This is a genomic window from Pseudomonas sp. 2848, from assembly GCF_003253945.1.
Taxonomy (GTDB): Bacteria; Pseudomonadota; Gammaproteobacteria; order Pseudomonadales; family Pseudomonadaceae; genus Aquipseudomonas.
In genome coordinates this window covers 80,899-103,501 of record NZ_QKZD01000008.1, presented here as the reverse complement: position 1 = coordinate 103,501, position 22,603 = coordinate 80,899, and the positions used below count along the sequence as shown (strand labels likewise).

13 protein-coding genes are annotated in these 22,603 nt (G+C 62.9%); 2 read left to right on the top strand and 11 right to left on the bottom strand.

All coding sequences use genetic code 11. The annotated features are described in order from the left end of the window. Positions 1–102 precede the first annotated feature (102 nt). From DFS21_RS26500 to DFS21_RS17200, 4 genes are all read right to left on the bottom strand, one after another. A complete protein-coding gene (locus DFS21_RS26500) occupies positions 103–531 on the bottom strand; it encodes a hypothetical protein (RefSeq protein ID WP_146603147.1) in 429 nt (142 codons plus the stop codon). Further along, a complete protein-coding gene (locus tag DFS21_RS27100) occupies positions 531–11,303 on the bottom strand; it encodes a DUF637 domain-containing protein (RefSeq protein WP_111532707.1) in 10,773 nt (3,590 codons plus the stop codon). Before DFS21_RS27100 ends, DFS21_RS26500 begins: the two co-directional genes overlap by 1 nt. Positions 11,304–11,359: 56 nt before the next feature. Beyond that, positions 11,360–13,054 carry a ShlB/FhaC/HecB family hemolysin secretion/activation protein gene (locus tag DFS21_RS17205; protein WP_111532706.1) on the bottom strand — a complete coding sequence of 565 codons (1,695 nt, stop codon included), beginning with the start codon at positions 13,052–13,054 and terminating at the stop codon, positions 11,360–11,362. Between the two features lie 149 nt (positions 13,055–13,203). Then, positions 13,204–14,103 carry a DMT family transporter gene (locus DFS21_RS17200; RefSeq protein ID WP_110703959.1) on the bottom strand — a complete coding sequence of 300 codons (900 nt, stop codon included), beginning with the start codon at positions 14,101–14,103 and terminating at the stop codon, positions 13,204–13,206. Positions 14,104–14,236: 133 nt separating this feature from the next. Between DFS21_RS17200 and DFS21_RS17195 the strand changes: the two genes are divergently transcribed. After that, positions 14,237–14,674 (top strand): Lrp/AsnC family transcriptional regulator, encoded by a 438-nt coding sequence (locus DFS21_RS17195; RefSeq protein ID WP_110703957.1) that lies wholly within the window; start codon positions 14,237–14,239, stop codon positions 14,672–14,674. A gap of 21 nt (positions 14,675–14,695) precedes the next feature. Here DFS21_RS17195 and DFS21_RS17190 read toward each other — a convergent pair whose 3' ends face one another. From DFS21_RS17190 to DFS21_RS17175, 7 genes are all read right to left on the bottom strand, one after another. Further along, entirely contained in the window at positions 14,696–15,808 is a 1,113-nt protein-coding gene (locus DFS21_RS17190; RefSeq protein ID WP_111532705.1) for an SbmA/BacA-like family transporter, read from the bottom strand. 128 nt (positions 15,809–15,936) lie between these two features. Then, positions 15,937–16,092: a hypothetical protein gene (locus DFS21_RS26630; protein ID WP_158539556.1), complete on the bottom strand. Its 156-nt coding sequence runs from the start codon at positions 16,090–16,092 to the stop codon at positions 15,937–15,939. Between the two features lie 487 nt (positions 16,093–16,579). Further along, the gene (locus DFS21_RS26495) at positions 16,580–16,801 is read right to left on the bottom strand and encodes a hypothetical protein (RefSeq protein ID WP_146230448.1); all 222 of its coding nucleotides are present in this window, start codon (positions 16,799–16,801) and stop codon (positions 16,580–16,582) included. Between the two features lie 51 nt (positions 16,802–16,852). Next, positions 16,853–17,146 carry a hypothetical protein gene (locus DFS21_RS26490; RefSeq protein ID WP_146603146.1) on the bottom strand — a complete coding sequence of 98 codons (294 nt, stop codon included), beginning with the start codon at positions 17,144–17,146 and terminating at the stop codon, positions 16,853–16,855. 87 nt (positions 17,147–17,233) lie between these two features. Continuing rightward, positions 17,234–18,646, bottom strand: a complete 1,413-nt coding sequence (locus DFS21_RS17185) for a TolC family protein (protein ID WP_110703953.1) — start codon at positions 18,644–18,646, stop codon at positions 17,234–17,236. Beyond that, positions 18,643–20,796 (bottom strand): peptidase domain-containing ABC transporter, encoded by a 2,154-nt coding sequence (locus DFS21_RS17180; RefSeq protein WP_111532704.1) that lies wholly within the window; start codon positions 20,794–20,796, stop codon positions 18,643–18,645. Before DFS21_RS17180 ends, DFS21_RS17185 begins: the two co-directional genes overlap by 4 nt. A gap of 10 nt (positions 20,797–20,806) precedes the next feature. Next, complete coding sequence (locus tag DFS21_RS17175) at positions 20,807–22,060, bottom strand: HlyD family secretion protein (protein ID WP_256591409.1); 1,254 nt, start codon at positions 22,058–22,060, stop codon at positions 20,807–20,809. A 244-nt stretch (positions 22,061–22,304) separates the two neighbouring features. Here DFS21_RS17175 and DFS21_RS17170 point away from each other — a divergent pair, with 244 nt between their 5' ends. Further along, a complete protein-coding gene (locus DFS21_RS17170; protein ID WP_094010633.1) occupies positions 22,305–22,508 on the top strand; it encodes a response regulator transcription factor in 204 nt (67 codons plus the stop codon). Positions 22,509–22,603 lie beyond the last annotated feature (95 nt).

The window sequence follows — 22,603 nt, the reverse complement described above, 5'->3', positions numbered from 1 at the left end:
GCAAAAATAAATCTGCCCCCTTTCTACCGCCTTTTCAATTTTCGGCCATGTATTTTCTCAACATAATTTGAAGCCATAAGCCCTGCACAGGAAAATCTCTCCTCACATTTCACACATGGATCTTATATCTTCCAATTTAGCAACACCTTTCTGATCATCGAAGTACAAACAACCGTCATCATATACAACCTTCCCTCCCCCACCCACACCCACACTATACGAAACTGCAAGAGCGAGATTCCTTCCTTTGCCAACGCTACCTGAAATATGCGCAATAAATGGCATACCAAACTCGTCCTCTTCCAGCAAACAGTCATCTGCACTCAAGAACGTCACCCAGCAACAGACATTTCTTTCATGATCAAAAATATAGATCATGTTCGAGAGCAAGTCAGATGTACCAACCAAATTAACACCAACCGTAACTCTATTAACCACAAACCCTAAAGCAGACAAAGCCTCTTGAAGCCAGTTTTTTAACTCTTCAAATTCAGGCACACGCGTCACAGGGACAAATAAACTTGCTGCCACTACTGCCACCCCTTATGCTGGGAAACCCTACCAGCCGATACATTCAGCCAGCCATCCTGAGTTTTAATATAAACATTTGAGACCGTTCCTTCCCCCACAACATTAGATACCGGAGAGCCAGGCCGGAAATGGTCAATCATTTTCTCCATCGAGACGCCTGTTTTCGAAGCATCAACATACATATCGCCTTTATACCCAGCCTTACGCATATCCTTGGCGCCACTGATAATATTCCGCCGTACAGCATTGATGCTTGTTCCTTCTACGACTTTAAGCTGCACGGGAACTCCATCTAGCCAACCATCAATACCCGCAAAGCTTTTGCCCTCCGCACCTTTGAACTCACCGCCCCTGAAGGCAACGATTTCTGAAGCCTGCTTGAATTCATGGTCCTCCAAAGCTCCCCTGATAACAATGCCTGGCCTTGCTGAGGGCAATGCCAAAGGAGGGTCAAGTTTGGGAGTCTCCTTACTTATAGCCGAACCACCTGCCTCAGCCATTGCAGCACTAACCCGCTTGGCCAGCAACGCCCGCAACACAGCAGGCGCCCCTGTCATCGCCAAAGCGACATCCAGGTCCACCGTTACATCCTTCACACCGCCCGTGGCGATGACCGAGATTCGCTCCATCAGGTCTTTCATTTCCGCCGGGCTGCTTGAGACCTGCCCAATCTCGCGCATGTAGATCGCGGCATTCTTCTCACCAAACTGCCGCTTCCATGCCTCGGGCACCGTATCGACTTCACCGGCCCAGCTGTTACCCGACGCCTGCGTCCATTTCGAGTCGGTATTGAACAACCCGTGGTCCTGGAACTGCTTTCCAGTGGACTGGAATGCTTTGACCTCATCACCATCGGCCGTGATCGGACGGCCATCCTTCCAGGTCAGGACGATGTCCTGGGCCGCCAATTTGGCAATGCTCTGCTGGGCGATCAGCAGATTTTCGGCAAAATGCTGCCCCTCAGGTTTTTTCGGGTCGTACATCTGCAGAAGCGCCTGCAGCCGCTTGTTCTCCGTCTCATCTACCTGCGCGTTGGCAGCCAGCAGCAGCAAGTCGTCCCAGGACAAATCGGTCCCTGGCTTGCCAAGTCGCTTCTGCAGTTCTGCTGCCTCGGTCGTAAGTGCCTTCTTTTCGGCGTCATGCAACAGGCGATTGTAAGAGGTTGCACTGCTCGCGACCCACGACCCCGTCTGCAGGTCCTTGGCGTCGCCGCCAGCGGCGGCAGCGGTCAATACGCCAATGAGCTGCGAGTTCATCACCAACAGCCGGTTTTTTTCTTCTTTCGGCATCTTGGTGTACTGATCGGCCAGCAGTCCGACCACAGCTTCGTTCACACCAGCTGACAGGGCCCCCATCCTGAAGTTGCCTCCCGCAGCCTCCGCTGCAAGGCCGCCCATGAGCGCATGGAGCGCGATCTTGGGTAACCCCCCATCCTTCAGGTTGAGTTTGTTCTCTGCGCTGATATCACCAACCCATTTGAATCCAGCCGCCGCAAAGGTGTTGACCAGGCTATTGCGCAATGCATCGCTGAACGAGCTGTTGCCGCCCAGTGCGCGGTCGAGCACAGCGGACGTACCGTTCTGCAACATCTGGCTACCGGCGAAACGCCCGATACCGTCCAGCGTGGAAAGCCCGCCCGGCGGCAGCACCGCAGTTGTCTTCGCAACGACCCCGGTCGCGCCAGCCGCACCAGCAACGTCAGTCTTCGTCTCCGTCCACCCGTCGAACAGCCCCGCGGTCAGCCCGGCGGTGATACCCGAGACGGCGTATCCTCGCAGCGCATCCTTGGACGTCACGTCCTTGAGCACCAGACTCAGGTTGCCCTTGTTGTTGATCGTGCTGATGGCTGCATTGCTGGTCATGCCCATAGCGCCTGCAGTCACCATTGCGTTGGCCCAACCAATACCCTGCAAGGACGCCCCCGTACCGGCCGCCCACATGCCACTGGCTGTAGTCGCAGCCGTGGAAGCACCTGCGGCCGAGGCTCCGCTGGCAACCAACCCACTGGCCGCACCTGCGGTGAAATAGGCGATCAGGATGGCGATGACCATCTGCGCCCCTGCCCCAAGCCCGGAATGGCTGTACTTGAAGGAGTCATGCACCTCCTTCACCTGCCGCCAGTCCACATCCCCGCGCTTCTCGACTTCCTTCAGCCAAGCCAGCTGTGGATCGGCCGCAACCATCGCATCGATGCTCTGGCTGATGGTCGCCTGGTCGACATGTTTCACATCGACCTTCAAGCCATCCACCGCTTTAATCACCAAATCTCCATTGGCGGTCAGCTGGCTCTGGCGCAGGGTCTCGTCGGTGCTGCCCTTGCCCTTCATGCTGTTCCAGGCAAGGTCACCCTTGGACTTCTCGTGACTCTCCTGATGCATGTCCTTGACCGCTTCGAAGGTCACCGAACCGCCGCTATCAATGGTCAGGTCCGCGCCGGAGGCGAGTTTCGCGCCCTGGTACAGCTGGTCACTGCCGCTCTCGAGGGTCAGGTCGCCACCACTGGTGATCTCACTCCCCACCGCCTTCACGTCGGTCACTTCATCACGCTGGGTCTTCTTGCTCCCCCAACCACCCTTCTTGTTCATGTCATACAGCGAGTACTGGCTGTCGTTGGCGGCCAGCAGCTCGAGCTTGTCGCCGGCCACCAGGTAGGCTTCGTCGCCGGCGCTGGCCTTGCTCGCCACCATGCGCAGGTCGCGCCCGGCGTCGATGGTCAGGTCGCCGCCGGCCTTCACTTCGGCCGACTGCTGCTCGACGTCGTCCTCCTGGCGCTCGTACTTGGTCTTGCCTTTCTTGCCCTTGGCGTAGCTGTGCTCCTCGTTCGCCGCGGCGGCCAGGGTCACGTCGCGCCCGGCCTGCAGGGCCAGGTCGCGGCGGGCCTCGATTTCGCTGGCGACGATGCTCAGGTCCTGGCCGGCCGTGGCGGTGAGGTTGCCGCCGGCCTTCACCTCGCTGCCGTACTGGGTGATGCTGGTGTCGTGGCCGCTGACGCGGCGGCGCTGGTACTCGTGGCTGTCGACACCTTCCTGGCTGGCGATGATCAGGTCACGCCCGGCATCGAGGTCGATGTTGCCGCCGGCCTGCACGGCGCCGCCGACAATGCCGATGTCCTGCCCCGCCGTGATGGTCAGGTTGTTCGCCGCCTCGATGCGCGCGGCGGTGTCGACCAGGTCCTTGGTCACGTGCTCACCGCCCGCGCGGCCTTCCAGGCGAGTGACGCTGCGCTCGTTGATCACGTCGCCGGTCAACGCGGTAAGGCTCACTTCACGCCCGGCAATGATCCCGCCCTGGGCATTGCGGATCGACTCGGTGGCCAGCATGTCCAGGCGCCCGCCCGCCTCCATCAACCCGGCGTTGCCGATGTTGGTGGCGCTGACAGCGAGGTTGTTGGTGGCGCGCAAGGTGCCGACGTTGACCAGCTCGCCGCCGCTGATCAGGTTGACGTCGCGGCCCTGGATCAACGCGCCGTTGGGGGCCACGCGGCCGTTGGCGTGGGCCAGGTACAGCACCGGGGCCAGCACCGTCTCGCCGTTGACCTCGATGTTTTCCATCCACACGATGTCGTGGGTCAGCGCCGCCACCTGTTCGGCGCTGAGCGACACGCCCACGCTCAGCGACAGCTTGTCCTTGCTGGCGATGGCGTTGTCCATCAGGTAGCGGAACAGCGTCTCGTCGCTGGTCATGCCGTCGATGTAGCGGTGCCCGGTACGGGCCACCACCGCCTCGCGGATCAGGCGCTGCTCGTAGAGGCCGTCGCCCAGGCGCTTGATCGCCTGGTCCGGCTTGATATTGAGCTGGCCGAGCATGTAGTCGGAGCTGAGGAACTGCTTGAGGTCGGTCAGGACCGGGTTGGTCTCTACCAGGTACTTGTGCGAGACGCTCGGCACGCTGCGCTCAGGCACGCCCTGGACCAGCTTGACGCCAGCGGCCAAGCCGCCCAGCGCCACGCCGGAGCCGGCCACGGCGCCTTGGGCAGACGCCGCGCTGTCGGCACCGAGCGCCGACGCCGCGCGGCTGTCGGCGCTGGTCGCAGTGGCCAGCGGTGCGATGAAGGTGCCGCTGCCGGCTTGGGTGCGGTCAGCGGTCGCGCCCAGGGCGTCACCGCTGATGGCGGCCTGGCCGGCCTGGCTGCTGATGCGGAACAGGCCGTTGTTGCCCTGGGGCAGGCTGAAGCTGGGCAGGGTCACCGGGTTGACCTGGCGCTGGGCCAGGTCGGGCGGCAGCTGCGGGTTCAGCGCGCGCACCTGGGTCTGGGCCAGGCGCGGGTCGGCGGAGGCATCGCCACGGGCATTGATGGCGCCAGCACCGGCCTGGTTGGCGCGCACCACGCTGTTGTCGATGCGCTGGGTGGCGTTGATGGTTACCGAACCTGCCGACTGCACCACGGCAGGCGCCACCACGGCGCCGGCAATCGGCGTCTTGTTGTCGATGACGTTGTAGATGCTGTACTGCGGGTAACCCGCCGCGGCCATCACCTGGTCGAGGGTCAGCGAGCCAGGGTTCTGGTTGAACTGGTTCTTGGCCTGGATGAACGCGTTGTACTGGGCGCGGTTGCGGGTGTACATGCTCGCGCTCAGGTTGCGTTGCTCGCCGCCACCGGCACCCTTGTTCTCGAACACGGCCGTGTTGATGCCAATGTCACCGCCCGCCGACACACTGCTGTAGTGGTTGCGGAACGCGGTGCCTGCGAAGTTCAGCTTTTGCCCGGCGGTGATGAAGGCCGTGGAGCTGTCCTCATCGATAACGTCCTGCCAGCTTTCGGTGGCCGAGAAGTAAAGCTCGCAGCCTTTGCCCTTGCAGCCGTCATCGGAATAGACATTGACGTTGCCGGCCACCAGTTTCTGTTTGGAGGTGAGTTTCTCCTTGCGGTTGAGCAAGGTGTCCACGGCCAGGGTCATGTTGCCGGCACTTTCCAGGCTGCCGGAGATGTTCTCCAGCAGCACGGCGCGGGCGCTGGCGTTACCGGCCAGGTCCAGCCCGCCAAGGCTGTAGAGGTCGCCGTAGTAGTTGGTGAAGGTGCCCACGCGCAGGGTCATGTCGCTGCCGCTGAACAGCAGGCCGCGCTGGTTGCTCACTGTGTTGGCGGTGAGCTTCACCGCCGTGGCGCCGCCGAGGGTGCCACGGTTTTCCAGGGTGGCGGCGTTCACCGTGAGGCTGCCCAGGGCGGTCAGGCGGCCATCGTTGCTCAGCAGGTTGCGGGCGGTCACCACGCTGCCCGCGCCGCCGGCCAGGCTGGCGGCACTGGACAGGCGGATATCGGTGGCGCTCAACCCCAGGCTGCCGAGGCTGCTCAGGCGGCCGTTGCCGTCGTAGTTGCCGGTGAGGTCGAGTTGCAGGCTGCCATCGCTGGCCAGCAGGCCATGGTTGGTCCAGTCGCCACCGCGGCCCTTGAAGCTCTCGACCGCCAGCAGCTTGCCGCTGGCGGTCTGCACGAAGCGTCCGATGTCCAGCTCCAGGCGCCGGGCCTGCAGCACGCTGCTGTTGGTCCAGCTGGCGGCGCCGATGCTCAGCAGGCCATCGGTGTGCAGTACACCGCCGGCCTGGGTGACCTTGTCGGAGGCCAGGCCGAAGGTGCCAAGGCCGGTGTGCAGCAGTTGCCCGCCGCTGTTGCTCAGGCCGCCGATCTGCAGGTCGAGGTCGTGGTTGGCGGTGGCCAGCACGCCGTTGTCGTTGAGCAGGTTGCCCGTGACGATGAAGCGGCTGGTGCCGGTCTTGCCGAGGGCGCGCAGGTTGCCCGTGCGGTTGTCGAGCTCGCTGGCGCGCAGCTGCAGGTCGCTCTCGCTTTCCAGCTGGCCGAGGCCGTTGTACAACGCGCCGCTCAAGCCGAAGTCGATGCGTCCGGCGCCGATCTTGCCGCCCTGGTTGAGCAGTTGCTGGCCCTGCAGGTGCAGCAGCCCGGCGGCGTACAGGCCGCCGCCCTGGTTGTCGAATTCGGCGGTGACGAGCTGATTGTCGCCACCCAGGGCCGAGAGGTAGCCGCCCTGGTTGTTCATCCGGGTGTCGGCCTTGATGTCCACCGACTGCGCCTGGGTGGTGCCGCCGCCGTTGTCGAACAGGCCGCTGAATACGCCCTTGAACAAGCCTTTGGCCGCGCTGAGCATGCCGCTGCCGCCGTTGTCGAGGCTCGCGGCGTGCAGCTCGAGGCCGCCGTCCTGGCTCTCCAGGCGCCCGCCGTGGTTGTTCAGGGCCTTGTCCAGGCGCACTTCGATGGCGCCCTGGCTCTTCAGCGTACCGGCCTGGTTGTCCAGGGCATTGGCGTGGATGTCGAGCTTGCCGTGTTCGCTGAACAGCAGGCCATCCTGGCCGTTGAGCAGGTCGCCGCTCAGGCGCAGTACCAGGTTCTGCTGGCTGGCCAGGTTACCGCCGCGGCTGTTGTCCAGCGTCGTTGCGTCGACGCGCAACAGGCCGTGGCTGATCAGCTTGCCGCCGTTGTTGGCGACACTGCCGGTCTTGAGCAACAGGTCGGCGCCACTGACCAGGCGCGCGCCGTCGGTGTTGAGCAGCGCCTCGGCCAAGGTCAGGTCAAGCAGCGCGCGGCTGGTCAGCTGGCCCTTGGCGTTTTCCAGGCGCTTGCCAGTGACGGTGATCACCTGGCCGTTGATCTGTCCGCCCTGGTTGTCGATGACGGTACCGTCCTGGTCGAACGCCAGGTCGCCGGTGGCGGAAACGAGGCCGCCGCCGCTGTTGTCGAGCCGGTCGGTGACACTGAGGATGATGGCCTGTTCGGAAGAAATGATGCCCTTGCGGTTGTGCAAGTTGACCGCGGTAATCTGCTGGCTACCCTTGCTGACCAGGGCGCCGAGGTCGCGGTTGTCGAGGGTACCGGCCAGGGTCACGGTGAGGTCGCCGTCCTTGCTGGACAGGGTACCTTCGCCGCTGTTGTTCAGGTCGGTCCCCTTGGCCAGCAGGCCCTGCGCGCCGGAAATCAGGCCCTTGGCGCTGTTGTCCAGCTGTGGCGCCTCCACGGTCAGCCGGCCATCGCTGAGGATGCGCCCCTGCTGGTTGTCGATGCGTTTGGCGAGCAGGTTGTAGGATTGCTGGCTGGTGATTTCGCCGGTGCTGTTGTCGAGCTTGCGCAGGTTCTGGATGTTCAGTGGGCCGTTGGCGCTGATCAGGCCGCCCTGGTTCAGCAGGTCGCCGCCGTTCAGGTCGAGGTCGAGCTTCTGTTCGCCGATCAGCCGCCCCTGGCGCTGAATCAATGTGCTGACGCGCAGCAGCAGGTCGCCCTTGGCGGAGATTTCGCCGCCCTGGCTGGAATCGACCTGCCCGGCCACCAGCGTCAATGCGCCATCGCTGTGGATCCGACCGCCGCGCTGCAGGGCATCGGCGCCGTTGCGCAACTCGCCGGTGGTCAGCTTCATCGCCTGCTTGCTGCTCAGGGTACCGCCACGGTTGTCGAGTTCGTTGCTGTCGACGGTCATCGCCGCCTGGCTGGTGAGCTGGCCGCCTTGATGGTTGTCCAACTGGCCGGTAGTGACGGTCACGCCGGTGTTGCCCGACAACAGGCCGCGCTCGCCGTTGAGCAAGCCGGCGCTGGTCACGGTCAGCCCGCCAACGGCGGACAGGATGCCCTCGTCATGGTTGTCGAGCTGCTCGTCGATTGTTGCCTTGAGGGCCTGGCCGCTGGCCAGGCTGCCACCGCTGAAGTTGTCGAGGCTGACGGCCGCGACCTCGAGGTCGCGGCTGGCCGACAACACCCCCTTCAGGCTGTTGTCGAGGACGCCGGCGATGCGCAGGGTCAGGTCCTGGCTGCTGACCACTCGCCCACCCCGGTTGTCGAGGCGGCTGGCGACCAGGCTGAAACCACGGCTGCTGGAAATCTCCCCAGCGTCGCGGTTATCGACCACGCCGATCTGGCGCAACAACAGGTTGCCCGGCGAGCGCAGCAGGCCGTGATCACGGTTCACCCACTGGCCGTGCTGCAGGTCGAGGTCGATGCCGGTCTCGCTGACCAGTTGCCCGTGGTCATGCTGGTCGAGGCCGGTCAGCGTGGCGTCGATCTGGCCGGCGGCGCTGATGCGACCATAGCCGTAGTTGTCGAGCTGGGTACCGACCAGCAGCAGGCTGCCGGCACCGATATTGCCCTTGGCGCTGTTGTCGATGGCGCCACTGCGCAGCTCGGCGTGGCCCTGGGCGCTGATGACGCCGAGGTGGCTGTTGTCCAGGCGAGCGGCCTTGAGCAGCAGTCCGGTGTTAGTCACCAGGGTGCCGCCCTGGTTGTCCAGCAGCTCCTGGCTGGTCAGGTCCAGGGCCGCGATGGCCGAGACCTTGCCGCCCTGGCGATTGAGCAGCGTGCCGGCATTCAGGGTGACGCTGGCGTCACTGATGATCAGGCCCGCGTCGCTGTTGTCCAGCTTGCCGTCCAGGGTCACGTCGATGTGCTGGTGGCTGCTCAGCTTGCCGCCGTTGTTGAGCAGCTCGGTGCCGTGCAGGCTCAGGCGGTCATGGCCACTGAGCAGGCCCTTGTTCTGGTTGAGCAGGCGCTGCACGGTGAGGGCCAGGCCACGGTCGCCGATGACCTTGCCACCCTGGTTGTCCAGCAATTCGCTGGCATTGAGGATGACCTTGCCGGCGCTGGAAATCTCACCCTGCTGGTTGAGGATGCGCGCCGCGCTGATGTCGGCCACGCTGGTCGCGCCAATCTTGCCGCCCTGCTGGTTGTCGATCGTGTCGGCGGTGAGCAGCAGGCTGCCCAGGCTGGTCAACCTGCCGCCTTGATGGTTCAAGGTGCCCAGGTGGGCCTCGAGGTCGCCCTTGGCGGTGATGTTGCCCAGGCGCTCGTTGTCGACCGTGCCGGCGATCAGGTCGAGACGACCATCGCTCTGCAGGTGGCCGGCATCGCTGTTGGACAGGCTGGCGACGTCGATGTGGGCCTTGCCCTTGGTGGTGGCCGCGCCCTTGTCGCGGTTGTCGAAATGCCCGCCGGTGACGGTCAGCGAGCGGTCGGCGAGGACCAGGCCGCCGCGGTTGTCGAGGCGCTTTCCATCCAAGGTCAGGTCGCCGAGGCTCGACAGCAGGCCGTTGTCACGGTTGTCCAGGGTCGCCACCTTGACGCCCAGTGTGCCGTCGCTGCGCAGGTTGCCCTTGCCGCTGTTGTCCAGGCCCACGGCCTTGAGGTCGAGCAGGCGCTTGGCCGAAACCACGCCGAGACGGTTGTCGATGTCGGCGCTGGCGTTTATCAGCACATCGCCGCCGAGCAACTGGCCGCCACCGTTGAGCAGGCCGGCGGTGGTTATGTCCAGGCGGTCCGCACTGAGCTTGCCGCCGCCCTGGTTGTCCAGCAGCGCGTGGGTGGTCAGCTTGGCCTGCCGATCGCTGCCGACCAGGCCTTTGTCACGGTTGTCCAGCCGGGTGGCGGTGACCTGCAGGTCGCCCTGGCCCACCAGGCGGCCGCCACGGTTGTCGAGGGTGGTGCCGACGTCCACCACGGCCTTGCCCTTGCCTTGCAGCAGGCCCTGGTCACGGTTGTCGATCGCGTTGGCATTGACCGTCAGGATGTCGTCGGCCAGTGCCTGGCCTTTGCGGTTGTCCAGCTGGCCAGCCGTCAGGGTGGTGACTTGGCCCTTGAAGGTGCCGCCCTGGTTATCGAGGGTGGTGCTGCCGGTGGCCTCCAGGGTGCGGTTGGCCACCACGCTGCCACGGTTGCGCAGGGTCTGGCCGGTGAGGGTCACGTCGCCGTGGGCATTGCGGGTGTTGTCCGGTTCCACGCCGGCTTCGATGATGCCCTGGTTGTCGATCCGCGCGCCGGTCACGGTGATGCTGTCCTTGGCGGCGAGGCTTTGGCCGATCGTTACCTCGTCACGCACGCGCACGGTGGCACTGCCGGCGGCGTAGGTCTTGCCGGTCAGCTCGGCGCTCTGCGCGGCGACCGTCAGGTTGCCGGCACTGGACGTCTGCGCCAGGGTCACCTTGCCGTTGGCGTCCACCTGGATGTCGCCGGTGGTGGCGGCCATGTTGCCGGCCAGCTTGACGCCCACGCCCTGCTCGGTGCCGACCAGGCGAATGGTGTTTGCATACATGCCACCCAGCGCCGAGCTGTCGATGGCCAGCAGCGGCTTGTCGCCGCCCTCGTCGGCACGCGGCGTGGCCTGCAGGGTGTCAGCCTTGACGTCGTTGCGCCCGGTGACGATGTTCAGCTGCTTGGCGTGCAGTTCGGTGTTGAGCTTGGCGCTGCGGGTGATCAGGTCGAACTGGTCGAGGTTGGTGGCATTGAGCGCATCGCCTTCGATGGCGATGTCGCCGCCGTCCACCTGGAAGCGGTCGAGACGCTCGCCGTCCATGATCGGCTTGCCGGTGGTGAGGGTCGCCCGCGGCGTGTTGATGAAGCCGCAGCCCTTGCAGGTGATGCCATGGGGGTTGGCGACGATGACCCGGGCCGCCTGCCCCGCCACCTCGGTGTAGCCCTGCAGGGTACTGCGGTTGCCGCCGGTGACCTGGTTGAGAATCACCTGGGCCGCCTGGCCCCTGAGGTTGGGGTTGCCGACGATGATGCCGCCCAGCTGGGTCGACTGGGTCTTGCTGGTGGCGTTGTTGAGGATCAGCCCGTTGCTGCCGACGTTGTAGTCGCGGAAGGTGTTGGTCGACAGGCCGCTGCCGTTGGGCGTGGCGATATTGACGATCGGCACCCCGTTGCCCGCCTGCTTGAGGCTGGTATTGGCGTTGGCCGCCGCATCGACGGTCAACTGCGCGGCCGTGGCGACGATGGGGTTGAGGAACAGCACCCCCGCGACGATCAGGGCAATGCATTGGTTCAGTGGGGTGCGGATATCCATGTCGAACAAACTCCAGGCGCGGGCGGCGGTGTCACGGGCAAAAGGTGGATCGGGGCTCAGAAGAACGCGTCGACACGGAAGTAGATCGGGTGTTCGCGGCGGGTGATGACGTCGGGGCGCTCCAGCGAACGGGCGAAGGTCGCGCTGGCGGCGAAGTACTGGCCGCGCACGTTGAACTCCAGGGCATTGCCGCTCAGGCGGCCATGGTCCTGGCCGTTACCGTGCTGGCCCTTGATCACCCCCGCGTCGTAGGCGAACGCCATGCCGTATTCGCGCAGCCAGGGCTGCAGCGGCGCCCAGGTGACCGGCCGGCGCCAGCGCAACTGGTTGCGCCAGTAGCCGCCGCTGTCGCCGGTGAGGGTCTGCTCCTTGAAACCGCGCACCGAGGTCAGCCCGCCGACGCTGATGCGCTGGCCGCTGTAGAGCGCATCCTCGCTGCGCTGGCCGGTGGCCAGGCTGTCGAAAGTGAACTGCTCGCCCCACAGCTGGAACGGCTGCAGGTAGCTCAGGGTGAGGGTGTACTTGTTGTAGCGCGCCACGGATTCGCTACCGTGAGGGTCGCCCGCGCCTTGGGCGTCGAGCGCGCCGATACCCTGCTGCCAGCCGGCATCGAGGTTGACGAAGGCATTGCCGATGCGACGGCCGTGGTTGACGCCCAGCTGGCGCTCGGTGATACGGGGGCTGGAAACGCCGATCAGGGTGTCGTCCAGGTAGTTGCGCGTGCGCAGGTGGCTGACGCCGGCATTGACCGCGGTCTTGCTCAGGCTGTCGCGGTGGAGCACCCGTTCGGCCTGGAACTGATGCACGCTGTTGTCGCCGTCGAGCTTGAAGGGGAAACCGCTGGAGGTATCGCGGGTGCGGTAGTAGTTGTGGTTGTAGCTGTAGTTGAAGGTCCACCAGCCCCACGGCAGGCTGTAGTTCAGGCCATGGCTGTCGGAGTGGCGCCAGTGGTCGCTGACCACGTCGCGCCCGCCACGCAGGCTCAACTGATCGGCCAGGCCCAGCGGGCTGTCCCACTCCAGGCCAAGGTTCATCTGCTGCTCGCCGCTGCTGGCGTCGCCGTTGTTGTGACGGCTGGCCGAGACCCGCCAGGGCTTGTCACGCTGGCCCTTGAGCTGCACGCGACTGCCGCCGACCTCCTGGCCGGGCACCAGCTCCACCTCGACCTGGCGCGAGGGCAAACGGCCGAGCTGGTCGACCATCTGTTCCATGTCGCGCAGGTTGAGCAACTCGCCAGTCTTGCCGGGGAAGGCCATGGCCATTTCCCGGGGGCTGGCCAGGGCGGAGCCGTCCAGCCCTTCCAGGCGGCCTTCGACAATGATGATCTGCAGCACGCCGGAGCCCAGGTCTTGCTGAGGCAGGTAGGCCCGGGTGGTCAGGTAGCCACGGTTCAGGTAATGGTCGGTGATGCGCTTGAGCAGCTCGTTGAGCTGGCCGACCTGCAGGCACTTGCCTTCGTAGCCTTCGAGCAGCGCCTTGCGCTGTGGCTCGTCGAGCAGGCTGGCGCCTTGCAGGTCGATGCGCTGGATCTGGAAGCAACGCCCTTGCTCGGTGGGCGCGACAGGCGCTGGCGCAACCTGTTTGCCAGGTAACTGCTGCAACTCTTCAAGACGCCTGCGCTGCTCTTGCAACAGGTTTTCCTGACGGTCACGGATCAGGTCACGGTCACCGGGAGACTGGAACGGAGCCGCGCTGGCAAACAGCGGCAGCAGCGCCAAGTTGACAGCCAGGGCGCGAAGAACGAGGGGCATACGAGATGGTCCATCACGTGAAAACTGATCGCATCACTGCGAAACGGCTGCGAAGGGTACAAGACCAGCCACGAGCCATCAATACGACATCAATCTGCCACCTATAGGATAATTCTTTTCCGCATATAGGATTCTTCCTGACCCCTGATTCAGCGCTGCTGGGCGGACTTGGCGGCAGCACGAAACCACCACCCCTGCTGCATGCCCGCCGCCGCCAGCAGAATCAGCCCCACCCCAAGCCATTGCAACGGCGCCAGACGATGGTCGAACGCCACCCAGTCGACCAGGATCGCAGCGATCGGGTAGATGAACGACAACGCTCCGGTCAACGCCGTGGGCAGGCGCTGGATGGCGCTGTACAGCAGCACGTACATCAACCCGGTATGCACGATCCCTAGCGTCACCAGGCTGCCAAGCGCCGGCAGTTCACCCGGCAGCCCGCCCAGCTTCACCCAGGGCGCCAGCAGCAAGACGCCGGTACTTACCTGGATCAGCGCGATCAGGTGCGGCGGCGTGCCGGTCAGGCGCTTGATGATCAGCGCCGCCACGGCATACAGGAACGCCGCGCCCAGCGCCAGGGCGATGCCCTGCAGGTACTCGCCACCACTGGCCTGCCCCGCGCCATGAGCGCTGACGATGGCGAGCATGCCGAGGAACGCCACGCTCAGCCAGGTCAGCTTGGCCAGGGTGATCTTCTCGCCCAGGAACAGTGCCGCCAGCCCCACCAGCATGAACGGCTGGACGTTGTACACCGCGGTACCGATGGCGATCGATGCCCGCGAGTAGGAGGCGAACAGCAGTACCCAGTTGCCGACGATCGCCACCCCGCTGACCACCGCCAGCAAGAAGGTGGCGCGGGTCAGCACCCCCGGCTTGAGAACGCCCATGGCCGCGCAGATCAGCAGCAAGGTGCCGGCACCGAACAAACAGCGCCAGAACACCACCTCCAGCACCGGTTGCCCGGACACCAGCACGAACCAGCCGATGGTCCCGGAGATCAGCATGGCAGCGATCATTTCCAGCGAACCACGGCGCAACGCATTGTCCATCTCACACCTCCTGTCGACGATGGGCACAGTATGCGGAGGGTCGAAGGTGACCTTCCAGCGGATAACCAAGGCATATCCGGGCTTGCGCCTTTACTATCAAGGCATATCTTGAAAATTGCCTAACGAGGCCGCCATGACCGATGCCATCGACCAGTTACTGATAAACGCCCTGATGGAGGACTCGCGCCGCTCGCTCAAGGCCCTGGCGCAGATCAGCGGCCTGTCGGCGCCCAGCGTCAGCGAGCGCCTGCGCCGCCTGGAGGAGCGCGGCGTGCTGCGCGGCTACACGGTAGAGGTGGACCCGCGCTGTTTCGGCTACCAGTTGCAGGCCATCGTGCGCATCCGCCCGCTGCCGGGGCAGTTGCAGGAAGTGGAACGGCAAATCGTCGCCATCCCCGAGTTCACCGAGTGCGACAAGGTGACCGGCGAGGACTGCTTCATCGCGCGGCTGCATGTGCGCTCGATGGAGCAGTTGGACACGCTGCTCGACCGCCTGAATGTGCTGGCCGAGACCAACACGGCGATCATCAAGAAGACGCCGGTGAAGCGGCGGTTGCCGCCGATGAATTGATAAAGGCGCCTCAGGGTGAGGCTACTTCGCGAAGACAGTTCCGTGCCCACGCGTCACACCCTCTATTACGGAGCGTTCGGCCAATGCGCCATCGAACGAGATCAACCTGTCCGTCGTGGCTTTCCAGTCGGCCAGGCGGTGATAGGCATTGATGAACCAGCTGAGATTATCGCAAAGGTTGCCGAACGCCGAGTTGATCTGCATGACGTCACCAAACTGGATGGCACCGGAAAAGAAGCGCGGAACCGCCAGCAGGCTGCTGAACACCAGCGAGAGCTGGCTGTAACTCTCGGTGAACAACGAAAGACGCATCTTCACGCGGATAGTGCGGCGCATGTTGGCCAGGCTGACATCGAGCTTTTCACTGATGCGGTCTTTTTGGCCATTGCGGCCTGACTGCCCCCCCTGCTCGCAGGAGTGGTCACGGAAACGGATGAGGAAATATCGCAGGTCCGCCTCGGAACGCTGCTGGTTGTTGCTCAAGGAGACCAGTTTGAAGCCGATTTTCTGGCTGATGAAGGTGCCCAGCAGGGCGTAGAAAATGGCAGCCCAGAACATGTAGGCGGGGATACTCAAGCCCCACAGTTGCGCACTGCCTGAAATACTGATCAACACCACGCTGAACGAGACCACGCTGGCCAGGGTGTAGAACAGGCCGCAGGCCAGATCGATGGTCTCGAACGTGAATTTGTTGATGTCCTCGGCGATGCGCTGATCGGGATTATCGACCTGCTGCTCGATCTGCTGAGGGCGATTCGACTCGACGACCCATGCGGACAGGTAGTGATTGGTCAACCAGCGCCGCCATCTCAATGCGAAGACGTCGACCCAATAGGTGATCAAGACGGAGCGCAATACCGACAGCAGCACAACGGCAACAAATACCAGCACCAGACGATAGAAGGAAGAGGCATCGAGTGCCTGGATGGCATTGTAGAAGTGCTTGTACCATTCGTTGATAGCCAACGCGGTGGCTACGGCCAGCAGCGACAACACCGCCAAGGCCACCAGTGAACACCAGGCGAATAGCTTCTCTTCACTCTTCCAGTACAACGACACCAAACAAAAGGTCTTACGCAAAAATGACGCGTCTTCAGGGACGCCATCATTCCCGCTAGCGATTTTCGAATTCATTGGACATCACGGAATAAAAATTCATTATTAGCGGAGTGTGTACCACTCCTTATATACACGCTGCACGCACCATCTAACCCTTGCGCGCAGGGCCGCGAACCGGCCACTGAAAACCAAGAACAACTGCCTTACAGTTTACTTCCACGCAGTACCCGTAGCGACAGCGTTATCACCACTGCCATCAATGCGTACTTTATAAATTTATCAAGCATCCAATAATCGGCAGCCGTACCCACGGCTATTCCGATCAAGATGGTTACGACCATCGCGACAAAAGCATTCATCAGTACTACTCCAGATCATCTATCGTCTGACTTTTTTCGTCGAACCGAGGCCAGATGCCACCACTCACATTCAGTGTATCGCCACCCGACCGCGCCCGACACCCTACAGGTGTAGGGCTGGATCTAGTGTGGTGTTTCACAAATAACGACCATAACTCGTGGCGCTTTTTGCGCTCATGCGGCGTTGTCGCTCCTCGCCGTAGCTGGGCTAAGACTCGTCGCGACGCCTTGCCTGAGCGCAAAAATCGCTCGCGATTTATTGGTCGTATTTGCAAAACACCACACTAGTTGACTCGCCCAGTCGAAAAGAAGCTCAAACACCCAGCGAATACGGGATGTTCAAGCCTCTTTCGACGTTGAAGCGGTCAACCGGTCAAAATTGACCGCACTGCCTTCCCTGATGGTGGGCCATCGAAAGCACTTTGCAGCCACCCTGTTACTGCGCGCCTGTAAGGCAATCGAGCTTTACAGGCGAGCGGCAACCTGTCTAGAACCACTTGGACAACGACGGGTGAACAACAAAATAAATCAACAGGTAGATGACCGGTACCGATATCAGACCCAGCACGCCGTCAGTGTTCCAACCGAACTTGCCCTTCAGCAAGCCGGCCACTTTTTTGAACAACACTGCCAACAGCAAGGCCGACAGCAAATCCATAACATATATCAACCTTACCTCCAACCTGCGGGCATTGATGTAACGTGCCATCGTGAGGAAAAACCGTTCTCACCTCGAAATCACCACCATCGGGATAAACGCTCAAGCCCCCGTCGAACCACTGCCCCACATACGCGATCCATTACCTGTAATCACTCCGCCACCAAAACCTGCGGTCGTTCCCGCAGCAATGCTGCCGATGCCGGCAGGGCCGGTAAAAGCACCTATCAGAGCACCAGCCCCTGCCGCCAACGCCAGATCAGCTCCATTGATACTTCCACCACCGGTCTGGCTACCGAGATAAGTAGCAACTCCAACTGCCGCACCACCGACTGCCCCAACAGGACCAAAGGCGCCTGCCACCATCTCGAGCTCTTCTGCTGTGATATCTCGCATTGTTACAACTCCCTATGATTTCATGGAAAAACGTTTGGCATTTACCCTTTGGCTACACGCGCGACCCCACTTGTCGTACAGCAGCGATCAAAGCGCCCAGAACCCCAGGCGCCCCAAGCTCGCCGCCAGACGCAATCGCGCACGGTGCCAACCATTCAATGCAGCAATATGCTCCTGCTCCGCCATTGCATAGGCGGAAGAAGCATTGAGCAGCTCGATCATGCTGCCCACTCCAGAGCGATAACGGCCCTGGACCACGGTCAGGGCGAGCATTGCCTGCTCGACCCACTCGGCGGTTCTGTCCAGCGCCTGGGTCTCGATACCCAAGGCCTGGTAACTGGCCCACAGCTCCAGCGCCACACGCTGCCGAGCATCGGCCAGTTCTGCTTCCTGGGCCTGCACCCTGGCCCGGGCACCCCGAACCTGATAGGTGCGCCCGAACCCTTCGAACAACGGGATGCTGACCTGAAGACCAACGCTGTTGTCACGGATATGACTATCGCCGTTGTAATCCATGGCTTGATGGGTCTTCACATCCGACAGCGAGGCAATCAACGACAGCGATGGGCGGCCGGCAGCCTCGCGCTCGACGACGGCTGCCTTTGCCGCCTCCAGTTTCGCCTTGGCGGCGATCAACGCAGGGTGGTCGCTGCCCGCCTGCTCGAGCAGTGCATCCAGGCCTTTGACGAAGGCGGTGTCCGGCCGTCGTGTCAGCGTTTGCGCCAGCATCAGCCGCGTCTGCGGCGCCAGCCCCATGCGCAAGGCGATCTGGCCTTTGGCATCGCGCACCGCCCCCTGGCCGCGAACCAGGTTCAGGCTGGCCTGCGAGTAGGCGGTCTGCGCCTGGAGGCGGTCGCTCAGCGCGGCGGCGCCCGCGTCGAACTTGGCGCTGGCATCCTTGAGGTTTTCCGCCGCCAGCGCGGCAACCTGCTCGGCGGCCCGCTGCCTGTCCTGGGCGGCCAGGGTGTCGTAGTACAGGCTGGCTGCCTGCACAAAGGCCTCCTGCAAGCGCTCATCCTGATTGGCATTGGCCGCCACCAGCAACTGCCGCGCATTGCGCAGGTCGGCTTCACGCCGGCCGGAATCGAACAGCACCCAGCTCAGGCTCAGACGATGATCCAGCTGACGTTGACGCCCCTGCACCGAGGAGTCGGTCTGTTCGTAATGGGTGTCATTACGACCGCGGCTGTAGGTGGCCGTCGCATCGAGCCTGGGCAGGTACGCCGAGCGCGCTAGCCCGACCTGCGCCGCCTGGGCCTTGGCCTGCGCCCAGGCATGCCGGGCCTGGGGGTCGTGACACAACACCCGCTCGACCATGACCTCCAGGCTGAGCACCTCCGGTAGCGCCCCATCCACGCAGGCCGCGCCCAGGCCTGTGCCTTCGAGCACGGCCGCAGGCGCCACGGCGTCGACGGTCGAGAACACGTCCAGGGCAGCGGCACAGGACGCCCATGTGCACACAAGCACCAGCAGGCAACGTTTGAAGACACCTGCACTCATGGCGTGACAGCTTCACCCAGACCCGACGACACGCAAGCCACCCGCTGGTCAAGCACCACGCGCCCCGCCTCGAGACGCACTACCCGATCTGCGGAGGCGATCGTCTCGGCACGGTGGGCAACGATGATTCGCGTCACGTCGAGTGCACGCACCGCCGCGTTGACACACTGCTCGCTGGCCACATCGAGATGACTGGTGGCCTCGTCGAGAATGAGAATGTCCGGCCGCCGGTACAGGGCCCTGGCCAGCAGCACGCGTTGTTTCTGCCCGCCCGACAGTACGGTGCCCATGTCGCCCACCAGCGTGTTGTAGCCCATCGGCATGGCTGCGATGTCGGCATCGATGGCGGCCATGCGCGCGCATTCCATGGCCCATTCCAGATCGGGGCTCGTTTCGAAGAAGGTGATGTTGTCCGCAAGCGAGCCGGCAAACAGGCAGTCGTCCTGCATCACCGTGCCGATCCGCCCGCGCCAGGATTCCAGGTCCAGCTGGCGCAGTTCATGCCCCGCCATGCGGATCTGCCCGCTGGTGGCCGGCAACACCCCCAGCAGCACGTTCACCAGGGTGCTTTTGCCACATCCGGAGGCCCCGGTGATGGCCACGGACTCTCCGGGAGCAATGCGCAGGTCGATGCCATCGAGCACCAGCGGCTCATGCTCGGAGTAGCGATAGCTGAGGTTCTGGATGTCGATGCTCATCCGCCCGGCTGGCCAGTTCACCGATTGGGACCCATCGCGCTGCTCCTCGGGCGGCTGCAGAACGATGTCAGCCAGACGCTCGCCCTGCAAACGCAGCATATGCAGGTCGAACAGGTGGTCTACCAGGCTCGCCACACGGCTGACGAACTGGCTCTTGTACGCCACGAACGCCATCAACACGCCAACCGTGAAGTGGTTGTCCATCACCAGCGCAGCGCCAAAGCCAATGGTGCAGAGGTTTTCCAGGCCGAAGATCAACGCATTGAGCTGGGTATAGAGCAACTGCAGTTTCTGCGTGCGCAACCCCGCGTTGATCTGCGCGACCAGCAGCCCCAGCCAGGTGGAACGCCTTTCGCTTTGCCGCTGGAACAGTTTGAGCGTGCGTATGCCGCGCAGGGTTTCAAGAAAGTGGCTCTGCTGGCGGGCCGCATGCACGATTTGCTCCTCGCTGGCACGGCGCAGAGGGCCATACCATGCCCAGCGCACGCCGATGTAGGCCACCATGGCCAGTACCGCGATCATCGCCAACAGGGGGCTGTAGAGGAACATCAGGGCCAGGGTCGCGATGGTCATCAGGCCATCGAGAATCGCCGAGAAGAATGCGGCGGTCAGCGTATGCTGGATTTGATCGACAGCCCCGAAGCGAGACACCACATCACCCAGGTGGCGTTTCTCGAAGTACTGGATCGGCAGGCGCAACAGGTGGCTGAAGACGTTCGCCCGCCATTGCACGCTCAGCAAGGTGCTCATGTGCATCATCACCCAGGCCCGCGTGGCGCTGACCAATTGCTGCATCAGCAGCAACAGGCCGAAGCCGATCATCAGCGTGCTCAGCAAGTCGCGGTCCTGGGTGACCAGCACATTGTCGAGGGTCCATTGCAACAGGAACGGGCTGACCAGCGAAAACACCTCCAGCGCCAGCGCCAGCAGCAACACCTGGACCAGGCCGCGATACAGCCCGCTGACGCGGCCCAGCATTCTCGTCAGGCCGAGCCGAGGCTTGGCAGCCTGCGGTTCGAAGCCCTGCTCGGGCCAGACCTCCAACGCAACGCCGGTGAAGCATTCGCTGGCCTGGGCCAGGCTCAGTTGCCGTACCCCCTGCGCGGGATCATGCAGGGTCAGGCGCTGCCCGTTGACCGCCTTGAGCACCACGAAATGGTTGAAGTTCCAGTGCAGCACACAGGGCAGCTTGAGCTTGTTCAGGTCGCTCAGCTCCAGCCTTACCGCCCGAGTGCCAAGATCGAGGCGCTGCGCAGTCTGCATCAGTTGCCTGAGGGTGATGCCCTTGAGCGAGACGCTGAACTGCCGGCGCAGCTCCATCAGGGACGTATGGTGGCCGTGCAGGCCAGCGATCATGGCCAGGCAGGCGAGCCCGCACTCGGTGGCCTCGGTCTGCAGGATCAGCGGCAGGCGGCGCCCCAGTGTCGGGGTGATGGCATCGATGTAGTTCATGCATGCATTCCTAGAGCTTGCCGGTCAAGCTGTAGAGCGGTTCGAGCACCCACTCGTACAGATGCCGGGTTTCCTGCAGGACATCCGCCTCTAGCAGCATGCCCGCCTGCAAGGGCCGGGACTCACCGTAGGCCAGCACCGCCTGTTTCTGTATCTCCACGCGGATGCGATAGATCTGTTCGCCGTCGCCTCCCAGGCCCGGCACGGTCCCCACCACATTGGCAAGCTCGGCGGCCGAAAGCGTCGTTCTGGACACGGAAATCACCTGGCCATGGTGCTGGCCGAACTTTTGGTAGGGGTAGGCCTGGTAACGCAGCAACACGGCATCGCCCGCCCGGATGAAGCCTATGGCCTTGCTGGGGGCATACAACTCGGCTTGCAGGTTGGCATCCGCCGGCACCAGGCTCATCAGAGATCGCGAACTGTCCACGACCTGCCCCGGCTCGGCCAGGATGGAAGTGGCCACGCCTTGCTGCGGCGCCGTGATGACCAGTGAGCGTTTGGCTTCGCTCTCGATCAGCGCCTGCTGCACCGACGACAGGGAGCGGCCGATGCTGGCCAGCTGATTGCCGTGTAACGCGGCCAGCCCGGCCCGTTCGTGCTGGCGCTCGACCAACTGCTGCTTGAGCACCGTGGACTCGCGCACCAACCCCTGCAGGCTCCGGCGCTGACCAAGAAGCTCGGCCTGCCGCTGCTGCAATTGGTCCATGGAGATGTAGCCCTTGTCCATGAGGCCCTGGTAACGCTCCGCCGCATTGCTGGCCAGTTGCACAAGCCGCTGCTGGCTGGCGATTTGCTGGGCCAGCGTGTCCAGTTCCTGAGTCAGGCTTTGCAATTTGCTGTCCAGGCTCAGCCGCGCTTCGACTTGCAGTTGCTGCTGCTTGCGCAGCTCTTCCTCCAAGGAATGACGCTGGTGCTGGAGCTGATCGCTGACCTCTGCCTGGACAGGCCCAGAGTCGACCGAGCGCTCACTGGAAATCAGCAACAACCGAGCCCCTTGCTCTACCAGCTGACCCTCTTCGACGAAACGCTCCAGCACGACACCGTACTGCGGTGCGTGTATTTTCAACTGCCCGGATGACGGCACCAGTTGACCCGGGACTGTGCTGCGCCGGGTATAGCTGCCGTAGAAGAAAAAACTCACGACCATCGCCGCGAGCAACAACGCCACGAGTGTCATCACCGTGAAGGAAACGGGCCGGACCAGCACGATGTCACCCAGCCAGTTGGTCTGTCGCGCGGCCAGCGCTTCGTGTCGAAACAAGGGGGCCTTACCTGTCACGCAGTCATCCTTTTTTTGGCCGGGCGTCATGCTCCCGGCTCAACCCCACAGGGCCAATCGCGTCAAGAGGTCGCCCTCGGTGGCCGATAGAAAATGGGCCTGCGCACTAAATTTTTGACCTGACCGTTCGTCCCACCCCACCATGAGCAGGACAGCACATACAGCCACTCGATTTTTACCATCCGCCGCCTGACAGTCGGCAACTGCAACACTAAGGGAACATGCGTTGAACATCACGGAACGAGAACATGACGTCATTCACTGTTTATCAAAAGGATTGACCAACAAGGAAATCGGGCAACAATTGGGTATCAGCCAGCACACCGTCAGAGACCATTTGTCTTCGGTATTCAAGAAATTGAATATCAGCAGCCGTATTGAACTGGCGATTCTTATCAATGCGTCTAAAGTTCCTGCGCACAATGCTTGATTATCCACACTCTTGAAGTTCAGGCCATCCTACACCTGTAGGGTGGCACTTTGGCATGACCGTGAGGTATAAACAGTCACTGCCCCGCCAGTTCG

What these genes read in the sequence shown, in the direction of transcription:
- DFS21_RS17190 (WP_111532705.1), bottom strand. Translation starts at nt 15,808, where the DNA reads ATGAATTCGAAAATCGCTAGCGGGAATGATGGCGTCCCTGAAGACGCG.
- DFS21_RS26490 (WP_146603146.1), bottom strand. Translation starts at nt 17,146, where the DNA reads ATGCGAGATATCACAGCAGAAGAGCTCGAGATGGTGGCAGGCGCCTTT.
- DFS21_RS17205 (WP_111532706.1), bottom strand. Translation starts at nt 13,054, where the DNA reads ATGCCCCTCGTTCTTCGCGCCCTGGCTGTCAACTTGGCGCTGCTGCCG.
- DFS21_RS17195 (WP_110703957.1), top strand. Translation starts at nt 14,237, where the DNA reads ATGACCGATGCCATCGACCAGTTACTGATAAACGCCCTGATGGAGGAC.
- DFS21_RS26495 (WP_146230448.1), bottom strand. Translation starts at nt 16,801, where the DNA reads ATGGCACGTTACATCAATGCCCGCAGGTTGGAGGTAAGGTTGATATAT.
- DFS21_RS27100 (WP_111532707.1), bottom strand. Translation starts at nt 11,303, where the DNA reads ATGGATATCCGCACCCCACTGAACCAATGCATTGCCCTGATCGTCGCG.
- DFS21_RS17200 (WP_110703959.1), bottom strand. Translation starts at nt 14,103, where the DNA reads ATGGACAATGCGTTGCGCCGTGGTTCGCTGGAAATGATCGCTGCCATG.
- DFS21_RS26630 (WP_158539556.1), bottom strand. Translation starts at nt 16,092, where the DNA reads ATGAATGCTTTTGTCGCGATGGTCGTAACCATCTTGATCGGAATAGCC.
- DFS21_RS17180 (WP_111532704.1), bottom strand. Translation starts at nt 20,796, where the DNA reads ATGAACTACATCGATGCCATCACCCCGACACTGGGGCGCCGCCTGCCG.
- DFS21_RS17185 (WP_110703953.1), bottom strand. Translation starts at nt 18,646, where the DNA reads ATGAGTGCAGGTGTCTTCAAACGTTGCCTGCTGGTGCTTGTGTGCACA.